We start from the raw sequence: 22630 nt of genomic DNA, 5'->3' as shown, positions 1-22630 counted from the left end.
TGGCGCCCGTGTCACGTGAAGACGTCACAATCGGCATCGACGTCGGCACTACGGCGGCCAAGGCGGTCGCGGTCGACGAGAGCGGCCGGGTGCACGCGCGGGCGCGGATTCCGCATCAGCTGCTGGTGCCGGCCCCCGACCGGCTGGAACACAACGCCGAAGAGGCGTGGCGCGAGGGACCCGTCACCGCCCTCGGCCGGTTGAACCGGCCGGATGCCAAAGCGGTGGCCGTGTCGTCGATGGTGCCGTCGTTGACGGCCGTCGACTCCGAAGGCAGTCCCATCACGCCGGGGCTGTTGTACGGCGACAGTCGCGGCCGGGTACCCGACGCCGCCGAGCAGCCGGTGCCCGCGGTCGGCGAGGCCGCCGAGTTCCTGCGGTGGACGGCGGCCGAGGCGCCGGGTGCGGCCGGTTACTGGCCGGCGCCGGCCGTCGCCAATCACGCGCTGGCAGGGGAGGCGGTGATCGACTTCGCCACCGCGATCACCTCGCTCCCGCTGTTCGACGGCGCGGGCTGGAATGCGGCCGCCCTCGCCGACCGTGGCGCCACCGTCGACCAGATGCCGCGGGTCGAGACGTTCGGGAGACCGGTCGGGCAGGTCCGCGGTTCGTCGGCGGTGCTGGCCACCGGCGCGATCGACGCCCTGTGCGAACAGATCGTCGCGGGAGCGGATCACGAGGGCGACGTCCTGGTCTTGTGTGGCACCACCCTGATTGTGTGGATCACCGTTGCCGAGGCCCGGCAGGTGCCCGGGTTGTGGACGATCCCGCACACCGCGGTCGGCAAGAGTCAGATCGGTGGGGCCAGCAACGCCGGCGGTATGTTCCTGGGCTGGGTGGATCGTGTTGTCGCGCAAGCGGATCCGCTGGGCGCCGACCCGAGGCGGGTGCCGGTGTGGTTGCCCTACATCCGCGGTGAACGCACGCCGTTCCACGATCCGGACCGGCGTGCGGCGCTACATGGTGTGGACCTCACCCAGGACGCCGCGTCGGTGCGGCGGGCGGCCTACGAAGCGTCGGGTTTCGTCGTACGGCAGATCCTCGAGCTGAGCGGTGCGCCGGTGCGCCGCATCGTCGCCTCCGGCGGCGGAACCCGCGTGCAGCCCTGGATGCAGGCCATCGCAGATGCGACCGGGCGGCCCGTGGAGGTGTCTGCGGTGGCCGAGGGGGCGGCACTGGGCGCCGCCTTCCTCGCCCGGATGGCGGTGGGACTGGAATCGGTGATCACCGACGCGTCCCGCTGGGCCGCGGTGGAGCGGGTCGTCGAACCCCGCTCCGCGTGGGTGGGGCCGACCAAGGATCGGTACCGCCGCTTCTTGGAGCTGAGTGGCTCCAGATTGGCTTAGCCGCGATCGCAAGCGCGGGCGTGGGCCGGGGGCTGCGGGTCGCCCTAATTGGGCTCCGCCTGGTGGCGCGGTGAGTGCTCTGTCGTTCTACGCTAGTGCAATGACTGACCACGACCAGACCGCAGCCCGTCGAGAGATCGCAGACGCTTTGCTTGCCGCGTTGGAACGCCGGCATGAGGTCGCCGATGCCATAGTCGAGGCCAAGAACAAGCCCGCCGCCGTCGAGGCGATCGTGCAATTGCTCGGTACCTCTCATCTTGCTGCCGAAGCCGTGATGAGTATGTCGTTCGATCAACTGACCCAGGACGCGCGCGCGAAGATCCTCGCGGAGCTCGACGACCTGAACAAGCAACTGAGCTTCACCCTCAGCGAGCGGCCGGCAAGTTCGGGGGAGACCCTCGAGTTGCGGCCCTTCGCCGCTGCCCAGGACCGCGACATCTTCACCACCCGTACCGAAGAGATCAAGGCTGCCGGTGATGGATCCGGCGCTCCCGCCGGCAGCATCGACGACGAAATCAGCAAGGCGCTCAAGCGCCTGCACGACGAAGAGGCGGTCTGGTTCGTGGCCGTCGATTCCGGAGAGAAGGTCGGCATGGTGTTCGGCGAACTCCTGCACGGTGAGGTGAACGTGCGGATCTGGATCCACCCGGAGCACCGCAAGAAGGGTTACGGCACCGCGGCGCTGCGTAAGTCGCGCTCGGAGATGGCCTGGGCCTTCCCGGCGGTGCCGATGGTGGTCCGGGCGCCCGCCGCGAATCCCGAGTAATTTCCGGCTGGACAAAGACCCCGCTGCGGCTGACGCCGCGCGGGGTCTTTTTCCAGGTCCTTTACACGCTCGTCACACGCGCTTAAGATCGAGCCGTCCGTGTTACCGTCCCAGCCCACTGGCGGGGGGTTATGTGCCATCGGTTGAGCCCAGATGCCCGATCGGCGCCAAATCCGTTATGCCACTTGTGTTTTCTGTGCGTTTTCAATGGGCCGCGGCAAACTCTACAGAACGGTGGATCAGGTGAGTCGTCAGTGGTATGAGCATCCCTCGCTGGTTCTGCAGCTCAAGGCGCTGGCCGGCCTACGCAATGATCTGCGCGACCACAACCTGTTCGAGGGTGATGGAATCCGTCCCAAAGATGATCTCGGAGAAGCGACCGAGGAAGTCAAGCGGGCCCGCACCCCGGACGGCACGTGGAACGACCTCTCCGAACCGTGGATGGGGGCAAAGGGAACAGGTTTCGGCCGCAATGTTCCGCTGGCGAACACTGTCACCCACACCAAGCGATTGCTCGACCCGGACCCGCGGCTCATCAGCCGGCGGCTGATGGCGCGCGACGAATTCAAGCCCGCGGGAATCATCAACGCATTGGCCGCCGCGTGGCTGCAGTTCGAAAACCACAACTGGTTCTTCCACGGCGATGGACTGGCGGACAAGACAATCGATATACCACTGCGCAAGGGTGACGAGTTCCCCGAGGATCCGATGCGGATCCGCTGCACCATCCCGCCGCGCGGAGAGATCATCGACGGCTGCCCGGCGCCGGTGTTCAACAACGTCGAAACGCATTGGTGGGACGGATCGCAGATCTATGGCAGCGGCAAGGAACGCCAGGCCGAGGTGCGAACCTTCGTCGACGGCAAGATCAAGGTCGGCGATGACGGCCGGCTGCCCAAGAGTGACATCCCCGGGATCGACCTCACCGGCATGCGGGAGAACTGGTGGGTCGGGGTGGGCATCCTGCACACCCTCTTTGCCCGCGAGCACAACGCCGTGTGCGACGCCCTGAAGAAGGCCTACCCCAGTTTCGACGACCAGCGCCTCTTCGAACTCGGAGTCCTGGTGGTCTCCGCGCTGATCGCCAAGATCCACACGGTCGAATGGACCACGTGCGTATTGCGCCACCCCGCACTGCAGATCGGCATGAATGCCAACTGGTACGGCGCCCTGGGTGAGACGTTCCGTGACCGCATCGGTCGGGTCGGAGACAGCGAAGCGTTGTCGGGCATCATCGGCTCGCCCACCGATCACCACTCCGCGCCGTTCTCCCTGACCGAGGAATTCGTCTCGGTCTACCGCATGCACCCGCTGATCCCCGACGACTGGAACTTCTTCTCGCTGGCATCCGGAGAGCACCTGGAGAAGCGCGAATTCACGGAACTGCAGGGACGTTTCACCCGCGACTTCATGGACCGGATGGAATTCGGCGACATGTGGTATTCGTTCGGTTTGGCCAGCGCGGGAGCGGTGTGCCTGCACAACTATCCGAACGCGTTACGGCAGCTGACCCGGGTAGACGGCCAGATCACCGACCTCGCGACGCTGGACATCGTGCGCGACCGGGAACGGGGGGTGCCCCGCTACAACGACTTCCGGGAAGCGCTGCGGATGCCCAGGCGCAAGACCATCGACGACATCACTCCGAACAAGCAGTGGGCCAAAGAGATCAACGAGGTCTACAACGGCGACGTCGATGCGGTGGATTTGCAGATCGGCATGCAGGCCGAGCAGCCGCCTAAGGGCTTCGGCTTCTCCGACACCGCGTTCCGCATCTTCATCCTGATGGCGTCGCGGCGGCTGAAGAGCGACCGGTTCTTCACCAAGGACTTCCGGCCCGAGGTGTACACCCAAATCGGCTATGACTGGGTGAACCACACCACGATGAAAGACGTTCTGCTGCGCCATTATCCGGAGCTCGAGACGGTGATCGGCGACGTGGAGCGGGTGTTCGCGCCGTGGCCCAAGCTGGGTGCGCCGGCCGAGGGAAAGAAGCGCCGAGTGGTGCAGCTCGCCGACACCGTCCGTGCCTACATTCCGTGGGGGTCCTGATCCGTGGGTGAGGATTTCAAGCACGCATCGACACTGGAAGGCATCAGGTTCACGGCCCAGGTCGCGGTTCCCAATGTTGTGCTGGGGCTGTTCAACAAGCGGCAGCTGCCCAGCCGGGTCGCCTCCACCGTCGGGGCCGACTACCTCGGCTACCGGCTGGTGGAGGGCATGGTGCGGAGCTACGGCCCGGCGCCGTTCTACGTGCGAGTCGCCAAGGACGAGGCCCTGCTGGTGCACCATCCCGACGATCTGCACTTCGTGCTGGGCGGCTCCCCGGACCCGTTCGCTTCCGACCCGGAGGCGAAACGTAAGGGGATGAAGGCGTTTCAGCCTGAGGCCCTGACCCTCTCGCGGGGGCAGGAGTGGCAGCAGCGGCGCAATTTCGCCGAAGCAGTGCTGGATACCGGCAAACCGGTACACCGGCTGGCGCAGCCGTTCGTCGATGTCGCAGCCCAGACCGCACGGGAGCTGGCCGGCGACAAGATCGACTGGCCGGCGGCGAACAAGGCTTTTCAACGGATGACCCGGCGGGTGCTTTTCGGCGATCCCGCGGCCGACGATGAGGCACTCACCGAGACGCTCAGCGAGATGATGTCGGCCGGCAATAAAATGCCCGATGAGCCGGCGCCCCAGTACGACGAGTTCATCGCACGGATAGCGGGCTATCTCGACAGTCCCGCGGAAGGCAGTCTGGCCGCACTGATCCCGCAGGCGCCGGACCCCGGCTCCGCCCCGGCCGGCCAGCTGGTGCACTGGATGTTCGCAATGGGAGACACCCTGGCGGCCAACACTTTCCGTACGCTCGGCGTGCTGGCGAGCCATGACGAGCAGCTGCGTGAGGTCAAGGTTGAGATGGCCGATGCGGACATCGGCTCGGCCACCGGCATCGCCTCGCTGGAGTATCTGGCAGGGTGCCTGTTCGAAACGATGCGGTTGTGGCCCACCACCCAGTTGTTCGGCCGGGTCACCGCCCGGGACGTCGAGTTCCCCAGCGGTGCCGTGCTGCCCGAGGGAACCCAGGTGCTGATCTACAACGTCTTCAATCACCGCAACCGGCAGCGCATTCCATACGCCGACCGGTTCTCACCGGGCGAGTGGGTCAGCGGAGATGCGGGCAGCGACTGGTCATACAACTTCTTCAGCCACGGACCGCAGGTCTGTCCCGGGGCGGACCTGTCGATTTTCCTGGGTCAGACGGTGCTGGCCCACTTGATCGACGCCGGCGCCACCAGTCTGTCGGGGGATCGGCTGAATCCGGCGAAGCCGCTGCCGCACGGCTTCGACCTCTACGGCTTCAGCGCGTCGCGATAACCGTGACGATGTTGCGCATCGTGGCCGAATCGGGGTCGTCGGGGAAGACGCGCCCGTAGTCGGTGTAGAACTCCCGCCGCGGCCGGGTGGTCACCGTCCAGCCGTGCGCGTCCAGATAGTCCACGACGTTGTTGCGTTCACCGTCGTAGAACAGGTTCGACAGGTTGATGTCGCAGCCGAGGTTGGCCCAGCGCTGATTGAACTGCTGGGCACGCTGACTCATCGGCACGCCCGAGTCCGGGTGGTATTCGGTGGCAATCCGGCTACCTGGTCCGCTGAGCGCGGTGATGTTGTCGAAGAGCCGGTCCTGAGCTTCCGGCGGGAGGTACATCAGCAGACCTTCGGCACTCCAGGCGGTCGCCTTGGTGGGGTCGAATCCATTGTTACGCAAGGCTTCCGGCCAGTCGTCGCGCAGGTCGATGCTGACCGCCTTGCGGTGCGCCGAGGGTGTGGCGCCCAGCGCCGTCATCGCGGAGTTCTTGAAAGCGATGACCTCGGGCTGGTCGACCTCGTACACGACGGTGGCGCGCGGCCAGGACAGCCGGTAGGCGCGGGCATCGAGGCCGGCGGCCAGGATCACGGCCTGCCGCACCCCGACGCGGGTCGCGTCGAGGAAGAAGTCGTCGAAGAAGCGGGTACGGACCGCGATCGAGTCTGTCTCGAACTGGAGGTCACGTCCGTCGGCCGCGTCCGGCAGCGACTGCTCTATCGGCAGGTCGCCGTCGACCAGACGGGTGAAGAAATCCAGGCCCACCGCCCGGACCAGTGGCGCCGCGAAGGGGTCGTTGATGATCGGGTTGTCCTGCGCGGAAGCCACCGCGCGGGCGGCCGCGACCATCGTGGCCGTTGCGCCCACGCTCGAGGCCAGGTCCCAGGTGTCCCCGGCGGATCGCTCAGTGCTCGCCATGGCCCGTTCCTTCCGCAAGCCGCTCCGCGCTGAGGTAGACCACCTCGCCGAACGGGGCATCGTCGCCGGAGGCCGGCTCCAAACCGTGCTTGGCGAACAATTCCGAGTTACGCATGCTGGTGGTCTGCCAGCCCTGAGCGGACAGATAGGTGCCGGCGTCGGTGCGATCGTCGAAATACACCAGCGCGGCCATGTCGAAGTCGAGACCGTGACGGCTCCACCGCTCGTTCTGACGCTTCATCCGGCTGCGCAGTTCGTCCTGATTGAGCTTGTTGATGTCCAACAGCCCCTCGGTCGCGAATCGGCTTCCCGGGATGCTGAGCGCACCGATCTGATCCAGCAGCCGATCCTGGGCGTCCGCGGGCAGGTAGCCCAGCAACCCCTCGGCAATCCATGCGGTGCGTTGCGAAGGGTCGAAGCCGGCCGCACGCAACGCCGCCGGCCAGTCCTCGCGCAGGTCGACCGCCACCGTGCGCCGGTCCGCGGTCGGTTGCGCGCCCAGGCCGGACAACGTCGCGGTTTTGAACTCGATCACCTGGGGCTGATCGACTTCGAACACGGTGGTGCCCGGCGGCCAGGGCAACCGGTAGGCACGCGAGTCCAGGCCCGCGGCCAGGATGACGGCCTGCCGGATGCCGGCCTGCGTGGCCGAGGTGAAGAAGTCGTCGAAGAACCGGGTTCGCACGGCCATCGCGTTGGCGAAGTGGACCGTGCCGGTCGCCGTTTCTTCGTCCAGTTCGGCCAGTTCCAGCTCGCCGCTGGCCAGCCGGGAGAAGAAGTCGACGCCCACCGCGCGCACCAGCGGCTCGGCGAACGAGTCCGAGGCCACCGCCCCTGCACCGTGCGGATCCCTGGCTGCCACGGCACGCGCCGCCGCGACCATGGTGGCCGTCAGACCGACGCTGGACGCCAGGTCCCAGGTGTCGCCCTCATATCGTGCGCTGCCCGTCTGGGTCATCTACCTGCTCCCGAAGTGCGATCTGATACTTAGCAAATATAACGAACTACCCAGACTGTACGCTTCGGTCGGATTGCGCGACTCCTCCGCACGGCTGCGCTGTGCATCGTCGTCACGCGGAAGCTGGATTGCGCGACTCCTCCGCACGGCTGCGCCGTGCATCGTCGTCACGCGGAAGCTGGATTGCGCGACTCCTCCGCACGGCTGCGCCGTGCATCGTCGTCACGCGGAAACCGGCGCGCTTCGGTAAGCGGAGGCCACCCTGGACGGACCGGCGCGCACCAGCTGTTAGTCTCGTACACGGTTTGACGCGCTTGGATCTTGCAGGCCGTACGTCCTGGCCTGCTGGTGTTGGGCACGTGACGCGGGATGAACCCAGGAAGTATCAGACCTAGACAACGTCAGACATTGGAACCAGCCGGCCAGTCCCGGTTGGCATGCCGCGACCAGAGTTCGGCTGCGCAGGAGGAAGAGTGCTTTCGGCTTTCATCTCATCGCTGCGGACAGCCGACCTGAGACGGAAGATCCTCTTCACGCTGAGCATCGTCGTTCTCTACCGCGTCGGCGCCGCGCTGCCCTCACCCGGCGTGAACTTCCCCAACGTGCAGCAGTGCATCAAGGAAGCCAGTGGTGGCCAGGCCGGTCAGATCTACTCGCTGATCAACCTGTTCTCCGGCGGAGCGCTACTGAAGCTCACCGTCTTCGCGGTGGGGGTGATGCCCTACATCACCGCGAGCATCATCGTGCAGCTGCTCACCGTGGTGATCCCGCGTTTTGAAGAGCTGCGCAAGGAAGGCCAGGCCGGGCAGGCCAAGATGACGCAGTACACGCGTTACCTGGCGATCGCGCTGGCCGTCCTGCAGGCCACCAGCATCGTGGCGCTGGCCGCCAACGGCGGGCTGCTGCAGGGCTGCTCCCTGGACATCCTGGCCAACCAGACCATCTTCTCCGAGATCGTCATCGTGTTGGTGATGACGGCCGGCGCCGCACTGGTGATGTGGATGGGCGAGCTGATCACCGAGCGCGGTATCGGCAACGGCATGTCGCTGCTGATCTTCGTCGGCATCGCCGCCCGCATTCCCGCCGAGGGCAATCAGATCCTGCAGAGCCGGGGTGGCATGATCTTCGCGGCCGTCTGTGCGGCCGCGCTGGTCATCATCGTCGGCGTGGTGTTCGTCGAGCAGGGCCAGCGGCGCATCCCGGTCCAGTACGCCAAGCGGATGGTGGGCCGGCGGATGTATGGCGGCACCTCGACCTATCTTCCGCTGAAGGTCAACCAGGCCGGCGTCATCCCGGTCATCTTCGCGTCCTCGCTGATTTACATTCCGAATCTGATCACCCAGCTGGTCCGCAGTGGCAGTGGCGGTGGCGGTCACAGTTGGTGGGACAAATTCGTCGGAAGCTACCTTTCCGACCCGAGTAGCCCGGTGTACATCAGCATCTATTTTGGGTTGATCATCTTCTTCACGTACTTCTACGTGTCGATCACGTTCAATCCCGATGAGCGTGCCGATGAAATGAAGAAATTCGGCGGCTTCATTCCCGGCATTCGTCCCGGGCGCCCGACCGCCGATTATCTGCGCTTTGTGCTGAGCCGGATCACCCTGCCCGGCTCGATCTACCTCGGTGTCATCTCCGTGCTGCCCAACCTGTTCCTGCAGATCGGCAACAGCGGTGGGATACAGAATCTACCCTTCGGGGGTACCGCGGTTCTGATCATGATTGGCGTCGGGTTGGATACGGTCAAACAGATCGAGAGTCAGCTCATGCAGCGCAACTATGAAGGGTTCCTCAAGTGAGAGTGGTATTGCTGGGACCGCCTGGGGCGGGCAAGGGGACGCAAGCAGAGAAGCTGGCCGAAAAGCTGGGGATTCCGCACATCTCGACCGGCGAACTGTTCCGCAGCAATATCCAAGAAGGCACCAAGCTCGGCGTCGAGGCCAAGCGTTATCTGGACGCCGGCGACCTGGTGCCTTCCTCGCTGACCAACGAACTCGTCGACGACCGGCTCAATGACCCGGACGCCGCGAACGGCTTCATCCTCGACGGGTACCCGCGATCGGTGGAACAGGCCAAGGCGCTGCACGAGATGCTGGAGCGCCGCGGCACCGACATCGACGCGGTGGTGGAATTCCGGGTCTCCGAGGACGAGCTGCTGACCCGGCTGACGGGCCGTGGCCGCGCCGACGACACCGAAGAGGTCATCCGCAACCGGATGAAGGTGTACCGGGAAGAGACCGCCCCGTTGTTGGACTACTACAGCGACGAGCTGAAGACTGTCGACGCCGTCGGTAGCTTGGATGAGGTGTTCGCCCGCGCGCTCCAAGCTCTCGGCAAGTAATCGTGGGCGCCCTGGCACGGCTGCGGGGCCGCAAAGTGGTACCGCAGCGGACCGCCGGTGAGCTCGATGCGATGGCCGCGGCCGGCGCTGTTGTCGCCGCCGCGCTGAAGGCCGTTCAAGCGGCTGCGGTAGCGGGTGTCTCCACGCTGAGTCTCGACGAGATCGCCGAGTCGGTGATACGCGAAGCCGGCGCCATCCCGTCGTTCCTCGGCTACCACGGCTACCCGGCGTCTATCTGTTCGTCCGTGAATGACCGTGTCGTGCATGGCATCCCGTCCGCTGCCGAGGTTCTGGTACCGGGCGACCTGGTGTCGATCGACTGCGGGGCGGTGCTGGACGGCTGGCACGGCGACGCGGCAGTCACATTCGGCGTCGGCGACCTGATCCCCGCCGACGCGGCGTTGTCGCAGGCGACCAGGGAATCGCTGGAGGCCGGAATCGCCGCGATGGTCGTCGGTAACCGGCTGACCGACGTCGCGCATGCCATCGAAACCGGTACCCATGCCGCCGCGGCCCGCTACGACCGCGCATTCGGCATCGTCGAAGGTTACGGCGGCCACGGTATCGGCCGGCAGATGCACATGGATCCTTTCCTGCCCAACGAGGGAGCGCCCGGCCGGGGTCCCGCGCTGGCGGTGGGCTCGGTGCTGGCCATCGAGCCGATGCTGACGCTGGGAACTGGAAAGACCGTCGTCCTCGACGACAAGTGGACGGTCACCACCGTCGACGGCTCCCGCGCCGCGCACTGGGAGCACACCGTGGCCGTGACAGAAGATGGCCCGCGTGTTCTTACGCTTTTGAACTAACCGCCTTCTTGACTCGTGTGAGTAGCGGGAGGTGATCAGGTGGCTCGTGTGGCCGGCACCGGGGCTGCTGAGGCCGCTCTGATGAAAGCGCTCTATGACGAACACGCTGCGGTGTTGTGGCGGTATGCGTTGCGATTGACCGGAGACGCCAGTCAAGCCGAGGACGTCGTCCAGGAGACGCTGCTGCGGGCCTGGCAGCATCCGGAGGTCATCGGCGATACCGAGCGCTCGGCGCGGGCATGGTTGTTCACCGTTGCCCGCAACATGATCATCGACGATCGCCGCAGCGCCCGGTACCGCAACGTCGTCGGCTCGACCGACGAAGAGGGCACGCCGGAACAGTCCACGCCGGACGAGGTCAATGCGGCGCTGGACCGGCTGCTGATCGCCGAGGCGATGGCCCAGCTGTCGGTCGAGCACCGCGCCGTGATCGAGCGGTCGTACTACCGTGGCTGGACCACCGCCCAGATTGCGGCAGATTTGAAAATCGCAGAGGGAACCGTGAAGTCGCGCCTGCACTATGCCGTGCGCGCGCTGCGGCTCACTCTGCAGGAACTGGGAGTCACGCGATGACGCGGCTCCCCAAGCTTGAGCGTGACAGGAGGTGGATGACATGACGGGACAGGTGAGACACGATCAGCCCGGCGACCCGCACCGCTACGCGACGTGGGATGCCGCCTATGTGCTGGGGTCGCTGTCGGCTGCCGAACGGCGGGAATTCGAAACGCATCTGGCGGATTGCGCGTCGTGCCGCGAAGCCGTCGCCGAACTCAGCGGGGTACCGGCGCTGCTGTCGCAGCTGAGCCGCGAAGACGTGGTCGCGATCAACGAGCCCGGTCCGGCGCCGAGGACACCGGAGCTAGTGCCGTCATTGCTGGAGGCGGTGCGCTGGCGCCGTCGCCGTACCCGGCTGACCTGGCTGGCCTCCGCTGCGGCGGCCGTCGTACTGGGTATCGGTGTGTTGGTGGGGGTCAACACCTATGTCGGGACGCAGTCGCAGCCGGTGGCCGTCGCGGCGCAGCCGATGGCGCAGGTGGGCACCAAGATGCTGACCTCGACGGTGTCACTGTCCAACGAGCACTGGGGCACCTTCATCAACCTGCAGTGCTTCTGCCTGGCTCCGCCGGATGCCCATCACGACACGCTGGCCATGGTGGTGGTGGGTCGAGACGGCAGCCAGACCCGGCTGGCGACCTGGGTGGCCGAACCCGGCCATATGGCCACCCCGGCGGGCAGCATCTCGACGCCGATGGATCAGATCGCCTCGGTGCGGGTGGTCGCCGCCGACAGCGGCCAAGTTCTGCTCGAGCGTTCGATCTAGCTTGCCCGGTGCGGTAAGAAAGGGCGTGGCCGACTCTCACAAGCGCGATCCGATCGCCGTGGCGCGAACCAACTGGGAACGCGCCGGATGGGGCGATGTCTCGCAGGGCATGGTCGCGGTGACGTCAGTGATGCGCGCGCACCAGATCCTGCTGGCCCGCGTCGAGACCGCGCTGCGTCCCTACGATCTGAGCTTCTCCCGCTACGAGTTGCTGCGCTTGCTCGCGTTCAGCCGGACCGGGTCGCTGCCGATCACCAAGGCATCGGATCGCCTGCAGGTGCACGTCACCAGCGTCACGCATGCGATCCGGCGGCTGGAATCCGATGGACTGGTACGGCGGGCGCCGCACCCCACCGACGGGCGCACCACGCTGGTGGAGATCACCGAACTGGGCCGCTCGACGGTCGAGGATGCCACTGTGACCCTCAACGAGCAGGTGTTCGCCGATATCGGTATGGACGCTTCCGAGTCCAGCGCGTTGGTGTCGTCCATCGAGACGTTGCGCCGCAACGCCGGTGACTTCTGACTCAGCCGTTGCGCAGCATTTCGATGACCGCGCTGAAGTCCTTGTCGGCGTGGTCGGTGGCGAATCGAGCGTAGATCTCGGCGGCGTGGGTGCCCAGCGGAGCAGCCGAACCGGTGGAGGCCACCGCGTCCATGGCCAGGCCCAGGTCCTTGTTCATCAAAGCCGTCGCGAAGCCGGGCTTGAAATCGTTGTTGGCCGGTGATGTCGGAACCGGGCCTGGCACCGGGCAATTGGTGTGCACCGCCCAGCAGTTGCCGGTTGCCCCGGTGATGACGTCGAAGAGCGACTGCGCCGACAGGCCGAGCTTCTCGGCCAGGACGAACGCCTCGCCGATCGCGATCTGCTCTACCGCCAGCACCATGTTGTTGCAGACCTTGGCGGCCTGGCCGGCGCCGGCGGCTCCGCAGTGAATGACCTTGCCCGCCATGGGTTCCAGCACCGGGCGGGCACGTTCCAGGGCGTCGGATTCACCGCCGACCATGAACGCCAGCGTGCCGGCCGTCGCGCCCTTCACCCCACCGGAGACCGGTGCGTCGAGTTGCTGCATTCCGTGCGACCCGGCCAGCGCGTGCGCCTCGCGGGCATCGTTGACGGAGATGGTGGAGCTGTCGATGAACAGCGCCCCGTGGCGTGCGGCCGGCAGCACCTGGGCGTAGCAACGTTTGACCACCTCGCCGCTGGGCAGCATCGTGATGACGACGTCTGCGTCGGCTACCGCTTCGGGTGCGGTGTCGAACAGGGTCACGCCCTTGTCGGCCGCTGCGGCGGCGGCTGCGGGTACCGGATCGTAGCCGCGCACGAGATGGCCCGCGCCAAGAAGATTCGCCGCCATGGGCCCGCCCATGTTGCCGAGCCCCAAGAACGCGATCGCGAGACGTGTTGTCATAGTGCCCTTCTAGGCGCTGGCCCGGAAGCGCGCGGCCTCGGCTCGGCCGACGACCACCCGCATGATTTCGTTGGTCCCTTCCAGGATCCGATGCACCCGCAGGTCGCGGACGATCTTTTCCAGACCATACTCGCGCAGATAGCCGTAGCCGCCGTGCAGCTGGAGCGCTTTGTCGGCCACCTCGAAGCACGTGTCGGTGACGTAGCGCTTGGCCATCGCGCACAACTCGACTTTGTCGGCGGCATCTTCATCGAGCGCACTTGCCGCCCGCCACAACATCATTCGCGATGTCTCCAGTCCGGTGGCCATGTCGGCCAGGGTGAACCGGATGGTGGGTTCGTCGAGCAGGGCGGAGCCGAATGCCTGACGGTCGCGGACGTAGCCGCCCGCCTTGGCGAAGGCGGACTGGGCGCCCCCCAGCGAGCAGGCGGCGATGTTGAGCCGTCCGCCGTTGAGGCCGTTCATCGCGATGCCGAATCCGGTGCCCTCGCCGTCGGTCCCGCCCAGCATGGCGTCCGCCGGCACCCGCACGCCGTCCAGGATCACCTGCGCGGTGGGTTGGGCATGCCAACCCATCTTCTCCTCGAGCGCGCCGAAACTCAGCCCCGCCGTGTCCTTTTCGATGACAAAGGCGGAGATGCCGCGCGGGCCCTCGCTGCCCGTCCGCGCCATCACGACGTAGACGTCGGATGCCCCGGCGCCGGAGATGAACTGCTTGACCCCGTCGAGCACGTAATCCGAGCCGTTCTTCACTGCCCGCGTGCTCAACGCGCTGGCGTCGGAGCCCGCGCCGGGCTCCGTGAGGCAGTAGCTGGCGATGACGTCCATGCTCGCCAGCCGCGGCACCCACGCCTTGCGTTGCTCGTCGGTGCCGTAGCGGTCGATCATCCAGGCGCACATGTTGTGGATGGACAGGAACGCCGCGGTGACCGGGTCGGCGATAGCCAGCTGCTCGAAGATGCGCACCCCGTCGAGGCGGCGCAGTCCGCTGCCGCCGACGTCGTCGCGGCAGTAGATCGCCGCCATCCCGAGCTCGGCGGCTTCGCGCAGCACGTCGGTGGGGAAGTGCTTGGTGGCATCCCATTCCAGTGCGTAGGGCGCCATCCGCTTGTCGGCGAAGGCTGCCGCCGTCTCGGTGATCACCCGTTCTTCGTCGTTGAGGGTAAACATGTCGCTAATTCATTGTGGGGATGACGAATTCGGCACCGTCTTTGATGCCGGAGGGCCAGCGGGAGGTGACGGTCTTGACCTTGGTGTAGAACTGGATCGACGCCGTACCGTGCTGGTTGAGGTCGCCGAAACCGGACCGCTTCCAGCCGCCGAAGGTGTGATAGGCCACCGGAACCGGAATCGGCACGTTGACGCCGACCATGCCGACCTGCACCCGGGCGACGAAGTCGCGCGCGGTGTCGCCGTCACGGGTGAAGACCGCCACGCCGTTGCCGTACTCGTGCTCGGACGGCAACCGCAGTGCCTCTTCGTAATCGTGGGCGCGGACGATGCACAGCACGGGCCCGAAGATCTCGTCGGTGTAGATCGACATGTCCGGAGTGACATGATCGAACAACGTCGGTCCGATGAAGAAACCGCCTTCGAGATTGGCGTCGCCGAAAGTCAAGTCGTCGCTGGCGCGTTCGCGTCCGTCGATGACCAGTTCGGCACCGGCTTCCACGCCCTGGCCGATGTAGTCACGTACCCGGTTGAGTGCGGCCTCGGTGACCAACGGGCCGTAGTCGGCCTTCGGGTCCAGGCTGTGTCCGACGCGCAGGCCGTTGATTCGCTCGACCAGCCTGGCGCGCAACCGGTCTGCGGTCTGCTCGCCGACCGGGACGGCGACGCTGATGGCCATGCAGCGCTCGCCGGCGCTGCCGTAACCGGCGCCGATCAGTGCGTCGACGGCCTGATCGAGGTCGGCGTCCGGCATGACGATCATGTGGTTCTTGGCGCCGCCGAAGCACTGGGAACGCTTTCCGGTGGCGGCTGAATGGCTGTAGATGTACTGAGCGATGTCGGAACTGCCGACGAAGCCCACCGCCTGGATGTCAGGGTGATGCAGGATCGCGTCGACCGCTTCCTTGTCGCCGTGCACCACCTGGAAGACCCCGGGCGGCAGGCCCGCCTCGAGGAACAACTCAGCGAGGCGCACCGGAACCGAGGGGTCGCGCTCGCTCGGCTTGAGTACGAAGGCATTCCCGCAAGCCAGGGCAGGCCCGGCCTTCCACAGCGGGATCATGGCCGGGAAGTTGAACGGGGTGATGCCCGCTACCACGCCCAGCGGCTGGCGCAGCGAGTAGACGTCGATGCCGGGCCCCGCGCCCTCGGTGTAGTCGCCCTTGAGCAGGTGCGGGATGCCGATGCAGAACTCGATCACCTCGATGCCGCGCTGGATGTCGCCTCGTGCGTCCGGTAGCGTCTTGCCGTGCTCCAGGGACAGCAGCTCGGCGAGCTCGTCGATGTTCTTGTTGACCAGGTCGACGAACTTCATCAGCACGCGCGCGCGGCGCTGCGGATTCCAAGCAGCCCAGCCCTTTTGGGCCTCTGCGGCCGAAGCGACCGCGGCATCGATGTCGGCCTGGCTGGCCATCGGGACGGTGGCCTGCACCTCGCCGGTGCTCGGGTTGAGGACGTCGGCGGAGCGGGTGGACGAGCCGGTGGTGCGCTGCCCGTCGATGAAATGCGGAATCTGCGTGGTCATGGTTGTCCCAAGGTCAGGTCTGGAGGATACTTGCATATCCTAGTAATTGCGTCAGGTGTTGGCAAGCTGCGGGAAAGCCCATGGCGCGGGCTCGAACTGTCGTGACCGTGGCGGTACGTTCGGTAGATGGCTGTCCGGGACGCCGTCATGGCAGGCATCGCTAAGCAGCTCGGTCACCCGAGTGGGCTGCACGGGCGGTTCGTCGGCATGCTCCTCAACCGTGGCAACCGGGCCTTTGTGAACGCCGCGGTGCAGGCGCTCCAGCCTCGGCCGGCAACTGAGGTGGCGGACGTCGGTTTCGGCGGTGGGGTCGGGCTGAGGTTCCTGCTCGACAGTGTCGGCCGGGAGGGCCTGGTCCATGGTGTCGAGATCTCGGAGACAATGCTGGCCCGTGCCGAGCGTCGGTACCGCCGTGAAATCGCGTCCGGGCGCCTGATATTGCAGCAAGGGTCTTTGACAAAGCTGCCCTTCGACGATGGCCAACTGAGCGGCGTCATCACCGTCAACACCATCTACTTCGTCGCCGAGTTGGATCCTGCGTTCACCGAACTCGCCCGCGTGGTGAGTCGCTCGGGCCGCATCGTCGTCGGACTGGCCGACCCCGACGCCATGGCGAAGATGCCGACCAGCAGACACGGCTTCCACCTTCGCCCGGTGCCCGAGGTGGTTGAGTCGCTGCATCGCGCCGGACTCGCTGTCGACCACCGTCGAATCGACCGGAGTCATCTCCCGGCCCACCTGTTGATATGCACCCCCGCGCGCTGGCTCTGAAAGAGTCCGCACTGCAATGAGTGTGACGACGGCAGTGCTGCGCCTCGGACTCGCCGCGGCCCTTCTGGTCAGCGCCGTGAGTCATGCTTATCTCTATATCCATGGTTACCAGCACATTTCGATGATCGGCCCGGCCTTCCTGGTGCAGGCCAGTGTCTCCTTCGCGATGGCGCTCCTCATCGTCGCACGCGGTCCGGCCTGGCTCTGCTGGTTCGCTGCCGCGCTGGCCGGGGGATCTCTCGTTGCCTTCGTGCTGTCGAGGTCAGCCGGATTGGCCGGGTTTTCCGAGCACGGATGGACCCCGGCACCACACGCCGTGATCAGCGTGAGCGCCGAGGTTCTGACAGTCGTGCTCTGGGCGGTCCTGCAATTGGCCCCGCGGGCCGCTAGGGGCAGGTGGCGTCGACCTCGAACGTCTTGCTGACCTGCTGTCCCGCGTTGTCCACACCCGTTGCGGTGCCGGTGATCTGGTAGCTGTTGCCGTTCTTGGTTGCCTTGGCGCTGTTGCCGGGAGCGCCTTCGGTGAAGCTGAGGACCACGCCGTCGACGGTGCCCAGGCCGGCGCTGCGGACCGCGGACGCGTCCTGTTCCAGCCCGACGATCACGCCAGTCATCATGTCGCCGATGGCAATGGAGAATCTGCCCTGGTTCGTCTCGCACACGACCGCTCCGCTCACCGGTTGCGGCAGGCCGCCGATGATGACCTTCGTCTCCCCTGCGGCAGCAGGTGCCGCGGCAGGGCTGGACGACGGGGCGGGGGCCGATGAGGTCGCCGAGCTGGAGGCCGAGCTGGAAGAAGTGCCGGAGGACTTCTCGTCCTTCGAGCATCCGGCCATGCTCACGACGAGGGTCGTCGCGCTCAGGGCGACCAACAGCTCACGCTTCACGGGTGTCTCCTTCGATTGATCGGCACGCACAGCAGATGCTGACAAGCAGTATGTATGGCCGCTTGCCTCTGCGCATAGGTAGCCGTCAATCGTCGCGCAGGCCGGCCGCGAATCGCTGGGCCTGTTCCCAGGTGGGGAGCAGGCCGGAGGCCCGCACGTCGGCGAAGCTGGGTGCCGCGGCGTCGCGATCGGACAGGCTCGGAGGGGCACCGTCAACCAGCGGCCAGTCCACCCCGATCGCCGGGTCGGTGGCGCAGATGGTGTGCTCGCGCTGCGGGTTGTACTCCGCCGAGCACAGGTACATCACCGTTGAATTATCTTGCAGGGCAAGGAAACCGTGGGCAAGACCCTCCGAGATGTAAACGGTCCTGCGGTCCTGATCATCGAGCAGCACCGAGTCCCAGCGGCCGAACGTCGGTGACCCTTGGCGGATGTCGACCACGACGTCGAACACCGCACCCCGCACACAGGTCACGTACTTGGCCTGGCTCGGCGGCAACTGCGCGAAGTGCAGGCCGCGCAACACGCCGGCCGCGGACACCGAGCAGTTGGCCTGCCGCACATCGAGCCGGTGGCCGGTGACCTCGCGGAAACCTTTGTCGGTGAGCCATTCGAAGAACATGCCGCGCGGATCGCCGTGGATGGTCGGAGTGATCTCCCAGGCGCCCGGGATCTCGAGTTCGCGAACCTTCATCTCACTGACCGCGCTTCTCGTAACGGGCTTCGGCGGCGTCTTTGACTGGCCGCCACCATGATTCGTTGTCGCGATACCAGTCGATGGTGGCGCGCAACCCTTCCTCGAAATCGGTGTGCTTTGGCGCCCAACCCAATTCGTTGTAGAGCAGGGAAGGGTCGATGGCGTAGCGCAGATCGTGGCCGACCCGGTCGGTGACGTGGTCGAAGTCGTCGGGGTCGCGGTCCATCAACTGCAGAATCGTGCGCAGCACGGTCAGGTTGTCCCGCTCGCCCTCCGAACTGATCAGGTACGTACGGCCCGACTCGCCCTTTTCCAGGATCCGCCGCACCGCGCTGTTGTGATCCTCGACGTGGATCCAGTCGCGCACGTTGTGGCCGCTGCCGTACAGCTTGCATCGCCGCCCGGTGAGCACGTTGGTGATCTGGCGCGGAATGAACTTTTCGATGTGCTGGAACGGGCCGTAGTTGTTCGAGCAGTTCGACAGCGTGGCGCGCACGCCATAGGAGCGCACCCAGGCGCGGACCAGCATGTCGCTGCCGGCCTTGGTCGCCGAGTACGGGCTCGACGGGTTGTAGGGCGTGGATTCGGTGAAGCGCTGAGGGTCGCCGAGCTCGAGATCGCCGTACACCTCGTCGGTCGAGATGTGGTGCAACCGCACCCCGTTGCGTCGCACCGCTTCCAGAATGGTGAAGGTGCCCACCACGTTGGTGTGCAGGAACGGCTCGGGGTTGTCCAGCGCGTTGTCCACGTGCGACTCGGCCGCGAAATGGACGACAGCATCCGACTCGGCCACCAGCGCCGACACCAGCTCGGTATCGCAGATATCGCCTTCCACCAGCCTGATGGAATCTGCGACGTCGGCCAGTGACTCCCGGCGTCCTGCATAGGTCAACGCGTCGAGGACGGTGACGGAGTCCTCGGGGTGTTCGCGCACCGTGCTGTGCACGAAATTCGCTCCGATAAAGCCCGCCCCGCCGGTGACTAGCAGCCGCATGGCTACAAACCCTAACCGGTGAGGCCGAGCGCTCCTGCCAGTTCGGTGAGCGCGGGTATCAGCTTCTCCGGGCGTGAGGAACCCAGCACCTGGATTGCCACATGGTCTGCCCCGGCGTCCAGATGTTCGTTGAGCCGGCGCGCGATCGCGTCCGTGCTGCCGTAGGCGACCAGGGCGTCGATCAGCCGGTCGCTGCCCGGCTTGCGCACGTCCTCGTCGGTGAATCCCAGACGCAGCCAGTTGTTCACATAGTTGCTCAGACCCAGGTAGAAGTCGGCGAACTTGCGGCCGACCGCGCGCGCCTCGTCCGCATCGGCGGAAAGCACCACCTTGTGCTCCGGCGCCAGGAACACCGTGTTTCCCACCAGTTGGCGGGCCTTCCCGGTGTGCTCGGGCGTGGTCAGGTACGGATGGGCGCCTGCGCTGCGTTCGGCCGCCAGGCGCAGCACTCGCGGCCCGAGCGCGGCAAGCACCCGGCGGCTGGTGGGCACTGGGACGTCCTGAAAGCCCCGGTCCAGTTCGTCGAGGTAGGAGACCAGGGCGTCGTAGGGCTTCTGATACTCCTGGGTCGCCTCGGGGTGGCCCACCCCGACACCCAGCAGGAACCGGCCCGGATGCGCCTCTTCGATGCGGTGATAGGACTTGGCGACCTCCTTGGCCGGTGCCGTCCAGATATTGACGATGCCGGTGGCCAGTTGCAGCCTCTCTGTCTGCTCCAGCGCGGGTTCGACCCAGGCCAGATCGGCGTCCGGTGATCCGCCGACCCAGACGGCGCCGTACCCGAGCGACTCGATTTCGGCGGCCAGTTCAGGGGCGAGCGAGCGGGTGCCCAGCCACACACCGAACTTGCCCAGGTCAGGTTTGAGTGAAACGGAGTCAGTCATCGCTGTTCCCTATACCCGTTTACAGCCCGAGCGCCCCGGCCAACTCGGCCAGCGCCGGGACCAGGTCCTCGCTGCGGGCCAGCACCTGTACGGGCACGTGGTCTGCGCCGGCGTCGAGGTGCTCGCGCAGTCGCGCCGCGATGGCGTCGGTGGTTCCGTAGGCGACCACGGAGTCGACCAGACGGTCGCTGCCCGGCTTGGCCAGATCGTCGTCGGTGAAACCCAGCCGCTTCCAGTTGTTCAGGTAATTGGCGAGATTGAGGTATATGCCGAGGGCTTTGCGTCCGACGGCGCGGGCTTGCTCTGCGTCGGTGGTCAGTACGACCTTGTGCTCGGGGGCCAGAAATGCAGACGGCCCGATCAGTTCGCGCGCTTGAGCCGTGTGTTCGGGGGTGGTGAGGTACGGGTGCGCGCCGGCGCCGCGCTGCGCGGACAGCTGGAGAACCCGCGGCCCCAGCGCGGCCACCACCCGGCGATTGGCGGGGACGCCGTAGTCGTCGAGCTGGTCCAGATACCCGGTGAGGGCATCGATCGGCTTGCGGTATTCGCTGACCGCCTCGCGGTGACCGACGCCGATGCCGAGCAGGAAACGGCCGGGATAGGCCCTGTCGATCCGGTGGAACGACTCGGCGACGGGCTTGGCCGGGGCCGTCCAGATGTTGACGATCCCGGTCGCTACCTGCAACGTTGTCGTCGCGTCCAGGATCGGCTCCACCCAATCCAGTTCCGCGGGCGGCGAGCCGCCCACCCAGACCGCCCCGTAACCCAGGGCTTCGATTTCTTTGGCTTGCTGGGGCGTGACGCCGCGTCCGAACGATCCGAACCGGCCGAGATCGGGCTTGCTGTCAGCAGAAGCGGTCATGGTTTCACCAACCGGCAGGGCGGCGCCGCCTATTCCTCGGCCCAGGGGACCCGGGCGTTTTTGCGTCGAACGCGGGGCTGCGGGTATCGTGGACCAACGGTGCGGCGTCCGTGCCGACTCTTTGCGTGCCCTGTCTGAATTTCCCTCGGGAATTTCCATAATCGGCTCACGTTTTGTAGTCCGGACGAATGCTGCGCAAACCAGGTACGGACGAAAAGTAGAGGATCTCCGAAAAGTAATGGCCAAGAAGGACGGTGCCATCGAGGTCGAGGGTCGCGTGGTCGAACCCCTGCCCAATGCCATGTTTCGCATTGAGCTGGAAAACGGCCACAAGGTGCTCGCCCACATCAGCGGCAAGATGCGGCAGCACTACATCCGCATCCTGCCCGAGGACCGGGTGGTGGTGGAGTTGTCGCCTTACGACCTCTCCCGGGGCCGCATTGTGTACCGCTACAAGTAGCAACTGACAACGCCCAACAGAAGTAGCTCCAGAGAAGAACAGGACCGAGACTGCCGTGAAGGTGAACCCCAGCGTCAAGCCGATCTGTGACAAGTGCAGGGTGATCCGTCGGCACGGACGGGTCATGGTGATCTGCCAGGACCCGCGCCACAAGCAGCGGCAAGGCTGAGCCGGACGCCGCTGTTGCCGCACGCCGGCAACCTGCACAACTGAATGCTGACCTCCCAGCACCACTGAGCGGATACGCCGCTCAGACACGTCCGGACGGAGGCCGGGCCCCGCTCAAATCCTTCGGGGGGCGGGAACGGACTGGGAAAAGACCTCCGCTGAGAAAGAGGAAACGCCACCTATGGCTCGACTAGTAGGCGTCGATCTGCCGCGCGATAAGCGCATGGAGATCGCGCTGACGTACATCTTCGGCATCGGCCGCACCCGCTCGAACGAGATTCTGGCGGCCACTGGCATCGACAAGGACCTGCGCACCAAGGACCTGACCGACGACCAGCTGACCCATCTGCGTGACTACATCGAAGCGAACCTGAAGGTCGAGGGTGACCTGCGCCGTGAGGTGCAGGCCGACATTCGTCGCAAGATCGAGATCGGCTGCTACCAGGGGCTGCGGCACCGTCGCGGCCTGCCCGTGCGCGGCCAGCGGACCAAGACCAATGCGCGGACCCGTAAAGGCCCCAAGCGCACCATCGCCGGCAAGAAGAAGGCCAGGTAACCGATGCCTCCGAAGAAAGCAAGTGGGGGGCCCAAGAAGGGCCAGAAGACCCGCCGCAGGGAAAAGAAGAACGTCCCGCACGGCGCCGCCCACATCAAGAGCACCTTCAACAACACGATCGTGACCATCACCGACCCGCAGGGCAACGTCATCGCCTGGGCGTCGTCGGGTCACGTCGGGTTCAAGGGCTCCCGCAAGTCCACCCCGTTCGCTGCTCAGCTGGCCGCGGAGAACGCCGCCCGCAAGGCGCAGGAGCACGGCGTGAAGAAGGTCGACGTGTTCGTCAAGGGCCCGGGTTCGGGCCGCGAGACCGCGATCCGGTCGCTGCAGGCCGCCGGCCTGGAGGTCGGCGCGATATCTGACGTCACTCCCCAGCCGCATAACGGCGTCCGTCCGCCCAAGCGACGCAGGGTCTAGCAGGGTCTAGGAGGAGAAT

27 protein-coding genes are annotated in these 22630 nt (G+C 66.1%); 17 read left to right on the top strand and 10 right to left on the bottom strand.

Annotated elements, in window-relative coordinates:
* The first annotated feature begins 8 nt into the window (after positions 1-8).
* From QXK92_RS14105 to QXK92_RS14090, 4 genes are all read left to right on the top strand, one after another.
* Positions 9-1346, top strand: a complete 1338-nt coding sequence (locus QXK92_RS14105) for an FGGY-family carbohydrate kinase (RefSeq protein WP_306242211.1) — start codon at positions 9-11, stop codon at positions 1344-1346.
* Between the two features lie 100 nt (positions 1347-1446).
* Positions 1447-2112: a GNAT family N-acetyltransferase gene (locus QXK92_RS14100; protein ID WP_306242210.1), complete on the top strand. Its 666-nt coding sequence runs from the start codon at positions 1447-1449 to the stop codon at positions 2110-2112.
* Positions 2113-2355: 243 nt separating this feature from the next.
* Positions 2356-4164 (top strand): peroxidase family protein, encoded by a 1809-nt coding sequence (locus QXK92_RS14095; RefSeq protein WP_306242209.1) that lies wholly within the window; start codon positions 2356-2358, stop codon positions 4162-4164.
* A 3-nt stretch (positions 4165-4167) separates the two neighbouring features.
* Complete coding sequence (locus QXK92_RS14090) at positions 4168-5475, top strand: cytochrome P450 (protein ID WP_306242208.1); 1308 nt, start codon at positions 4168-4170, stop codon at positions 5473-5475.
* Here QXK92_RS14090 and QXK92_RS14085 read toward each other — a convergent pair.
* Together QXK92_RS14085 and QXK92_RS14080 are read right to left on the bottom strand one after the other, a co-directional pair.
* Complete coding sequence (locus QXK92_RS14085) at positions 5459-6382, bottom strand: class I SAM-dependent methyltransferase (RefSeq protein WP_306242207.1); 924 nt, start codon at positions 6380-6382, stop codon at positions 5459-5461. The two genes, QXK92_RS14090 and QXK92_RS14085, sit on opposite strands and share 17 nt — an antisense overlap.
* The gene (locus tag QXK92_RS14080; RefSeq protein WP_306242206.1) at positions 6369-7340 is read right to left on the bottom strand and encodes a class I SAM-dependent methyltransferase; all 972 of its coding nucleotides are present in this window, start codon (positions 7338-7340) and stop codon (positions 6369-6371) included. Before QXK92_RS14080 ends, QXK92_RS14085 begins: the two co-directional genes overlap by 14 nt.
* 473 nt (positions 7341-7813) lie before the next feature.
* Here QXK92_RS14080 and secY point away from each other — a divergent pair, with 473 nt between their 5' ends.
* The 6 genes from secY to QXK92_RS14050 are packed head-to-tail and all read left to right on the top strand — an operon-like array spanning position 7814 to position 12334.
* A complete protein-coding gene (secY, locus tag QXK92_RS14075) occupies positions 7814-9139 on the top strand; it encodes a preprotein translocase subunit SecY (protein ID WP_306242205.1) in 1326 nt (441 codons plus the stop codon).
* Positions 9136-9681: an adenylate kinase gene (locus tag QXK92_RS14070; protein WP_306242204.1), complete on the top strand. Its 546-nt coding sequence runs from the start codon at positions 9136-9138 to the stop codon at positions 9679-9681. The genes secY and QXK92_RS14070 overlap by 4 nt, the downstream gene beginning before the upstream one ends.
* Before the next feature lie 2 nt (positions 9682-9683).
* Positions 9684-10487, top strand: coding sequence for a type I methionyl aminopeptidase (gene map, locus QXK92_RS14065; protein WP_306242203.1), 804 nt, complete (start codon positions 9684-9686; stop codon positions 10485-10487).
* Between the two features lie 39 nt (positions 10488-10526).
* Positions 10527-11060, top strand: coding sequence for a sigma-70 family RNA polymerase sigma factor (locus tag QXK92_RS14060; RefSeq protein ID WP_306242202.1), 534 nt, complete (start codon positions 10527-10529; stop codon positions 11058-11060).
* A gap of 40 nt (positions 11061-11100) precedes the next feature.
* A complete protein-coding gene (locus QXK92_RS14055; RefSeq protein WP_306242201.1) occupies positions 11101-11808 on the top strand; it encodes an anti-sigma factor in 708 nt (235 codons plus the stop codon).
* Positions 11809-11833: 25 nt separating this feature from the next.
* Complete coding sequence (locus tag QXK92_RS14050; protein ID WP_306242200.1) at positions 11834-12334, top strand: MarR family transcriptional regulator; 501 nt, start codon at positions 11834-11836, stop codon at positions 12332-12334.
* Between the two features lies 1 nt (position 12335).
* Here QXK92_RS14050 and mmsB read toward each other — a convergent pair whose 3' ends face one another.
* From mmsB to QXK92_RS14035, 3 genes are read right to left on the bottom strand one after another with little or no spacing between them, the layout of a single operon-like run.
* Positions 12336-13220 (bottom strand): 3-hydroxyisobutyrate dehydrogenase, encoded by an 885-nt coding sequence (gene mmsB, locus QXK92_RS14045; protein ID WP_306242199.1) that lies wholly within the window; start codon positions 13218-13220, stop codon positions 12336-12338.
* A gap of 9 nt (positions 13221-13229) precedes the next feature.
* Complete coding sequence (locus QXK92_RS14040; RefSeq protein WP_306242198.1) at positions 13230-14390, bottom strand: acyl-CoA dehydrogenase family protein; 1161 nt, start codon at positions 14388-14390, stop codon at positions 13230-13232.
* A 4-nt stretch (positions 14391-14394) separates the two neighbouring features.
* On the bottom strand, positions 14395-15915 hold the full coding sequence (locus QXK92_RS14035) for a CoA-acylating methylmalonate-semialdehyde dehydrogenase (protein WP_306242197.1): 1521 nt from the start codon (positions 15913-15915) through the stop codon (positions 14395-14397).
* A 126-nt stretch (positions 15916-16041) separates the two neighbouring features.
* Here QXK92_RS14035 and QXK92_RS14030 point away from each other — a divergent pair, with 126 nt between their 5' ends.
* Together QXK92_RS14030 and QXK92_RS14025 are read left to right on the top strand one after the other, a co-directional pair.
* The gene (locus QXK92_RS14030; RefSeq protein ID WP_306242195.1) at positions 16042-16686 is read left to right on the top strand and encodes a class I SAM-dependent methyltransferase; all 645 of its coding nucleotides are present in this window, start codon (positions 16042-16044) and stop codon (positions 16684-16686) included.
* Between the two features lie 16 nt (positions 16687-16702).
* Entirely contained in the window at positions 16703-17110 is a 408-nt protein-coding gene (locus QXK92_RS14025; protein ID WP_306242194.1) for a hypothetical protein, read from the top strand.
* Here the strand turns inward: QXK92_RS14025 and QXK92_RS14020 are convergent.
* On the bottom strand, positions 17073-17363 hold the full coding sequence (locus QXK92_RS14020; protein ID WP_306244425.1) for a lipoprotein LpqH: 291 nt from the start codon (positions 17361-17363) through the stop codon (positions 17073-17075). The two genes, QXK92_RS14025 and QXK92_RS14020, sit on opposite strands and share 38 nt — an antisense overlap.
* On the opposite strand from QXK92_RS14020, the gene QXK92_RS14015 reads away from it, so the two are divergent.
* Positions 17311-17592 (top strand): hypothetical protein, encoded by a 282-nt coding sequence (locus tag QXK92_RS14015; protein WP_306244554.1) that lies wholly within the window; start codon positions 17311-17313, stop codon positions 17590-17592. The genes QXK92_RS14020 and QXK92_RS14015 overlap by 53 nt on opposite strands.
* A gap of 66 nt (positions 17593-17658) precedes the next feature.
* Here QXK92_RS14015 and rfbC read toward each other — a convergent pair whose 3' ends face one another.
* From rfbC to QXK92_RS13995, 4 genes are read right to left on the bottom strand one after another with little or no spacing between them, the layout of a single operon-like run.
* Positions 17659-18267: a dTDP-4-dehydrorhamnose 3,5-epimerase gene (rfbC, locus tag QXK92_RS14010; RefSeq protein ID WP_306242193.1), complete on the bottom strand. Its 609-nt coding sequence runs from the start codon at positions 18265-18267 to the stop codon at positions 17659-17661.
* Position 18268: 1 nt separating this feature from the next.
* Positions 18269-19264, bottom strand: a complete 996-nt coding sequence (rfbB, locus tag QXK92_RS14005; RefSeq protein WP_306242192.1) for a dTDP-glucose 4,6-dehydratase — start codon at positions 19262-19264, stop codon at positions 18269-18271.
* An 11-nt stretch (positions 19265-19275) separates the two neighbouring features.
* A complete protein-coding gene (locus tag QXK92_RS14000) occupies positions 19276-20148 on the bottom strand; it encodes an LLM class F420-dependent oxidoreductase (protein WP_306242191.1) in 873 nt (290 codons plus the stop codon).
* A gap of 19 nt (positions 20149-20167) precedes the next feature.
* Positions 20168-21010, bottom strand: coding sequence for an LLM class F420-dependent oxidoreductase (locus QXK92_RS13995; RefSeq protein ID WP_306242190.1), 843 nt, complete (start codon positions 21008-21010; stop codon positions 20168-20170).
* A 238-nt stretch (positions 21011-21248) separates the two neighbouring features.
* On the opposite strand from QXK92_RS13995, the gene infA reads away from it, so the two are divergent.
* The 4 genes from infA to rpsK all read left to right on the top strand — a co-directional run bounded on the left by infA (position 21249) and on the right by rpsK (position 22611).
* Positions 21249-21470 carry a translation initiation factor IF-1 gene (infA, locus tag QXK92_RS13990; protein ID WP_003418601.1) on the top strand — a complete coding sequence of 74 codons (222 nt, stop codon included), beginning with the start codon at positions 21249-21251 and terminating at the stop codon, positions 21468-21470.
* A gap of 55 nt (positions 21471-21525) precedes the next feature.
* On the top strand, positions 21526-21639 hold the full coding sequence (gene rpmJ / locus QXK92_RS13985; RefSeq protein WP_003886927.1) for a 50S ribosomal protein L36: 114 nt from the start codon (positions 21526-21528) through the stop codon (positions 21637-21639).
* Between the two features lie 180 nt (positions 21640-21819).
* Complete coding sequence (rpsM, locus tag QXK92_RS13980) at positions 21820-22194, top strand: 30S ribosomal protein S13 (protein WP_036352829.1); 375 nt, start codon at positions 21820-21822, stop codon at positions 22192-22194.
* A gap of 3 nt (positions 22195-22197) precedes the next feature.
* A complete protein-coding gene (rpsK, locus tag QXK92_RS13975) occupies positions 22198-22611 on the top strand; it encodes a 30S ribosomal protein S11 (protein ID WP_065043539.1) in 414 nt (137 codons plus the stop codon).
* The last annotated feature ends 19 nt before the right edge of the window (positions 22612-22630 follow it).

The organism is Mycobacterium sp. TY815 (assembly GCF_030755135.1).
In the GTDB taxonomy this organism is placed as follows: Bacteria; Actinomycetota; Actinomycetes; order Mycobacteriales; family Mycobacteriaceae; genus Mycobacterium.
This window is presented reverse-complemented; position numbering and strand designations above follow the sequence as displayed.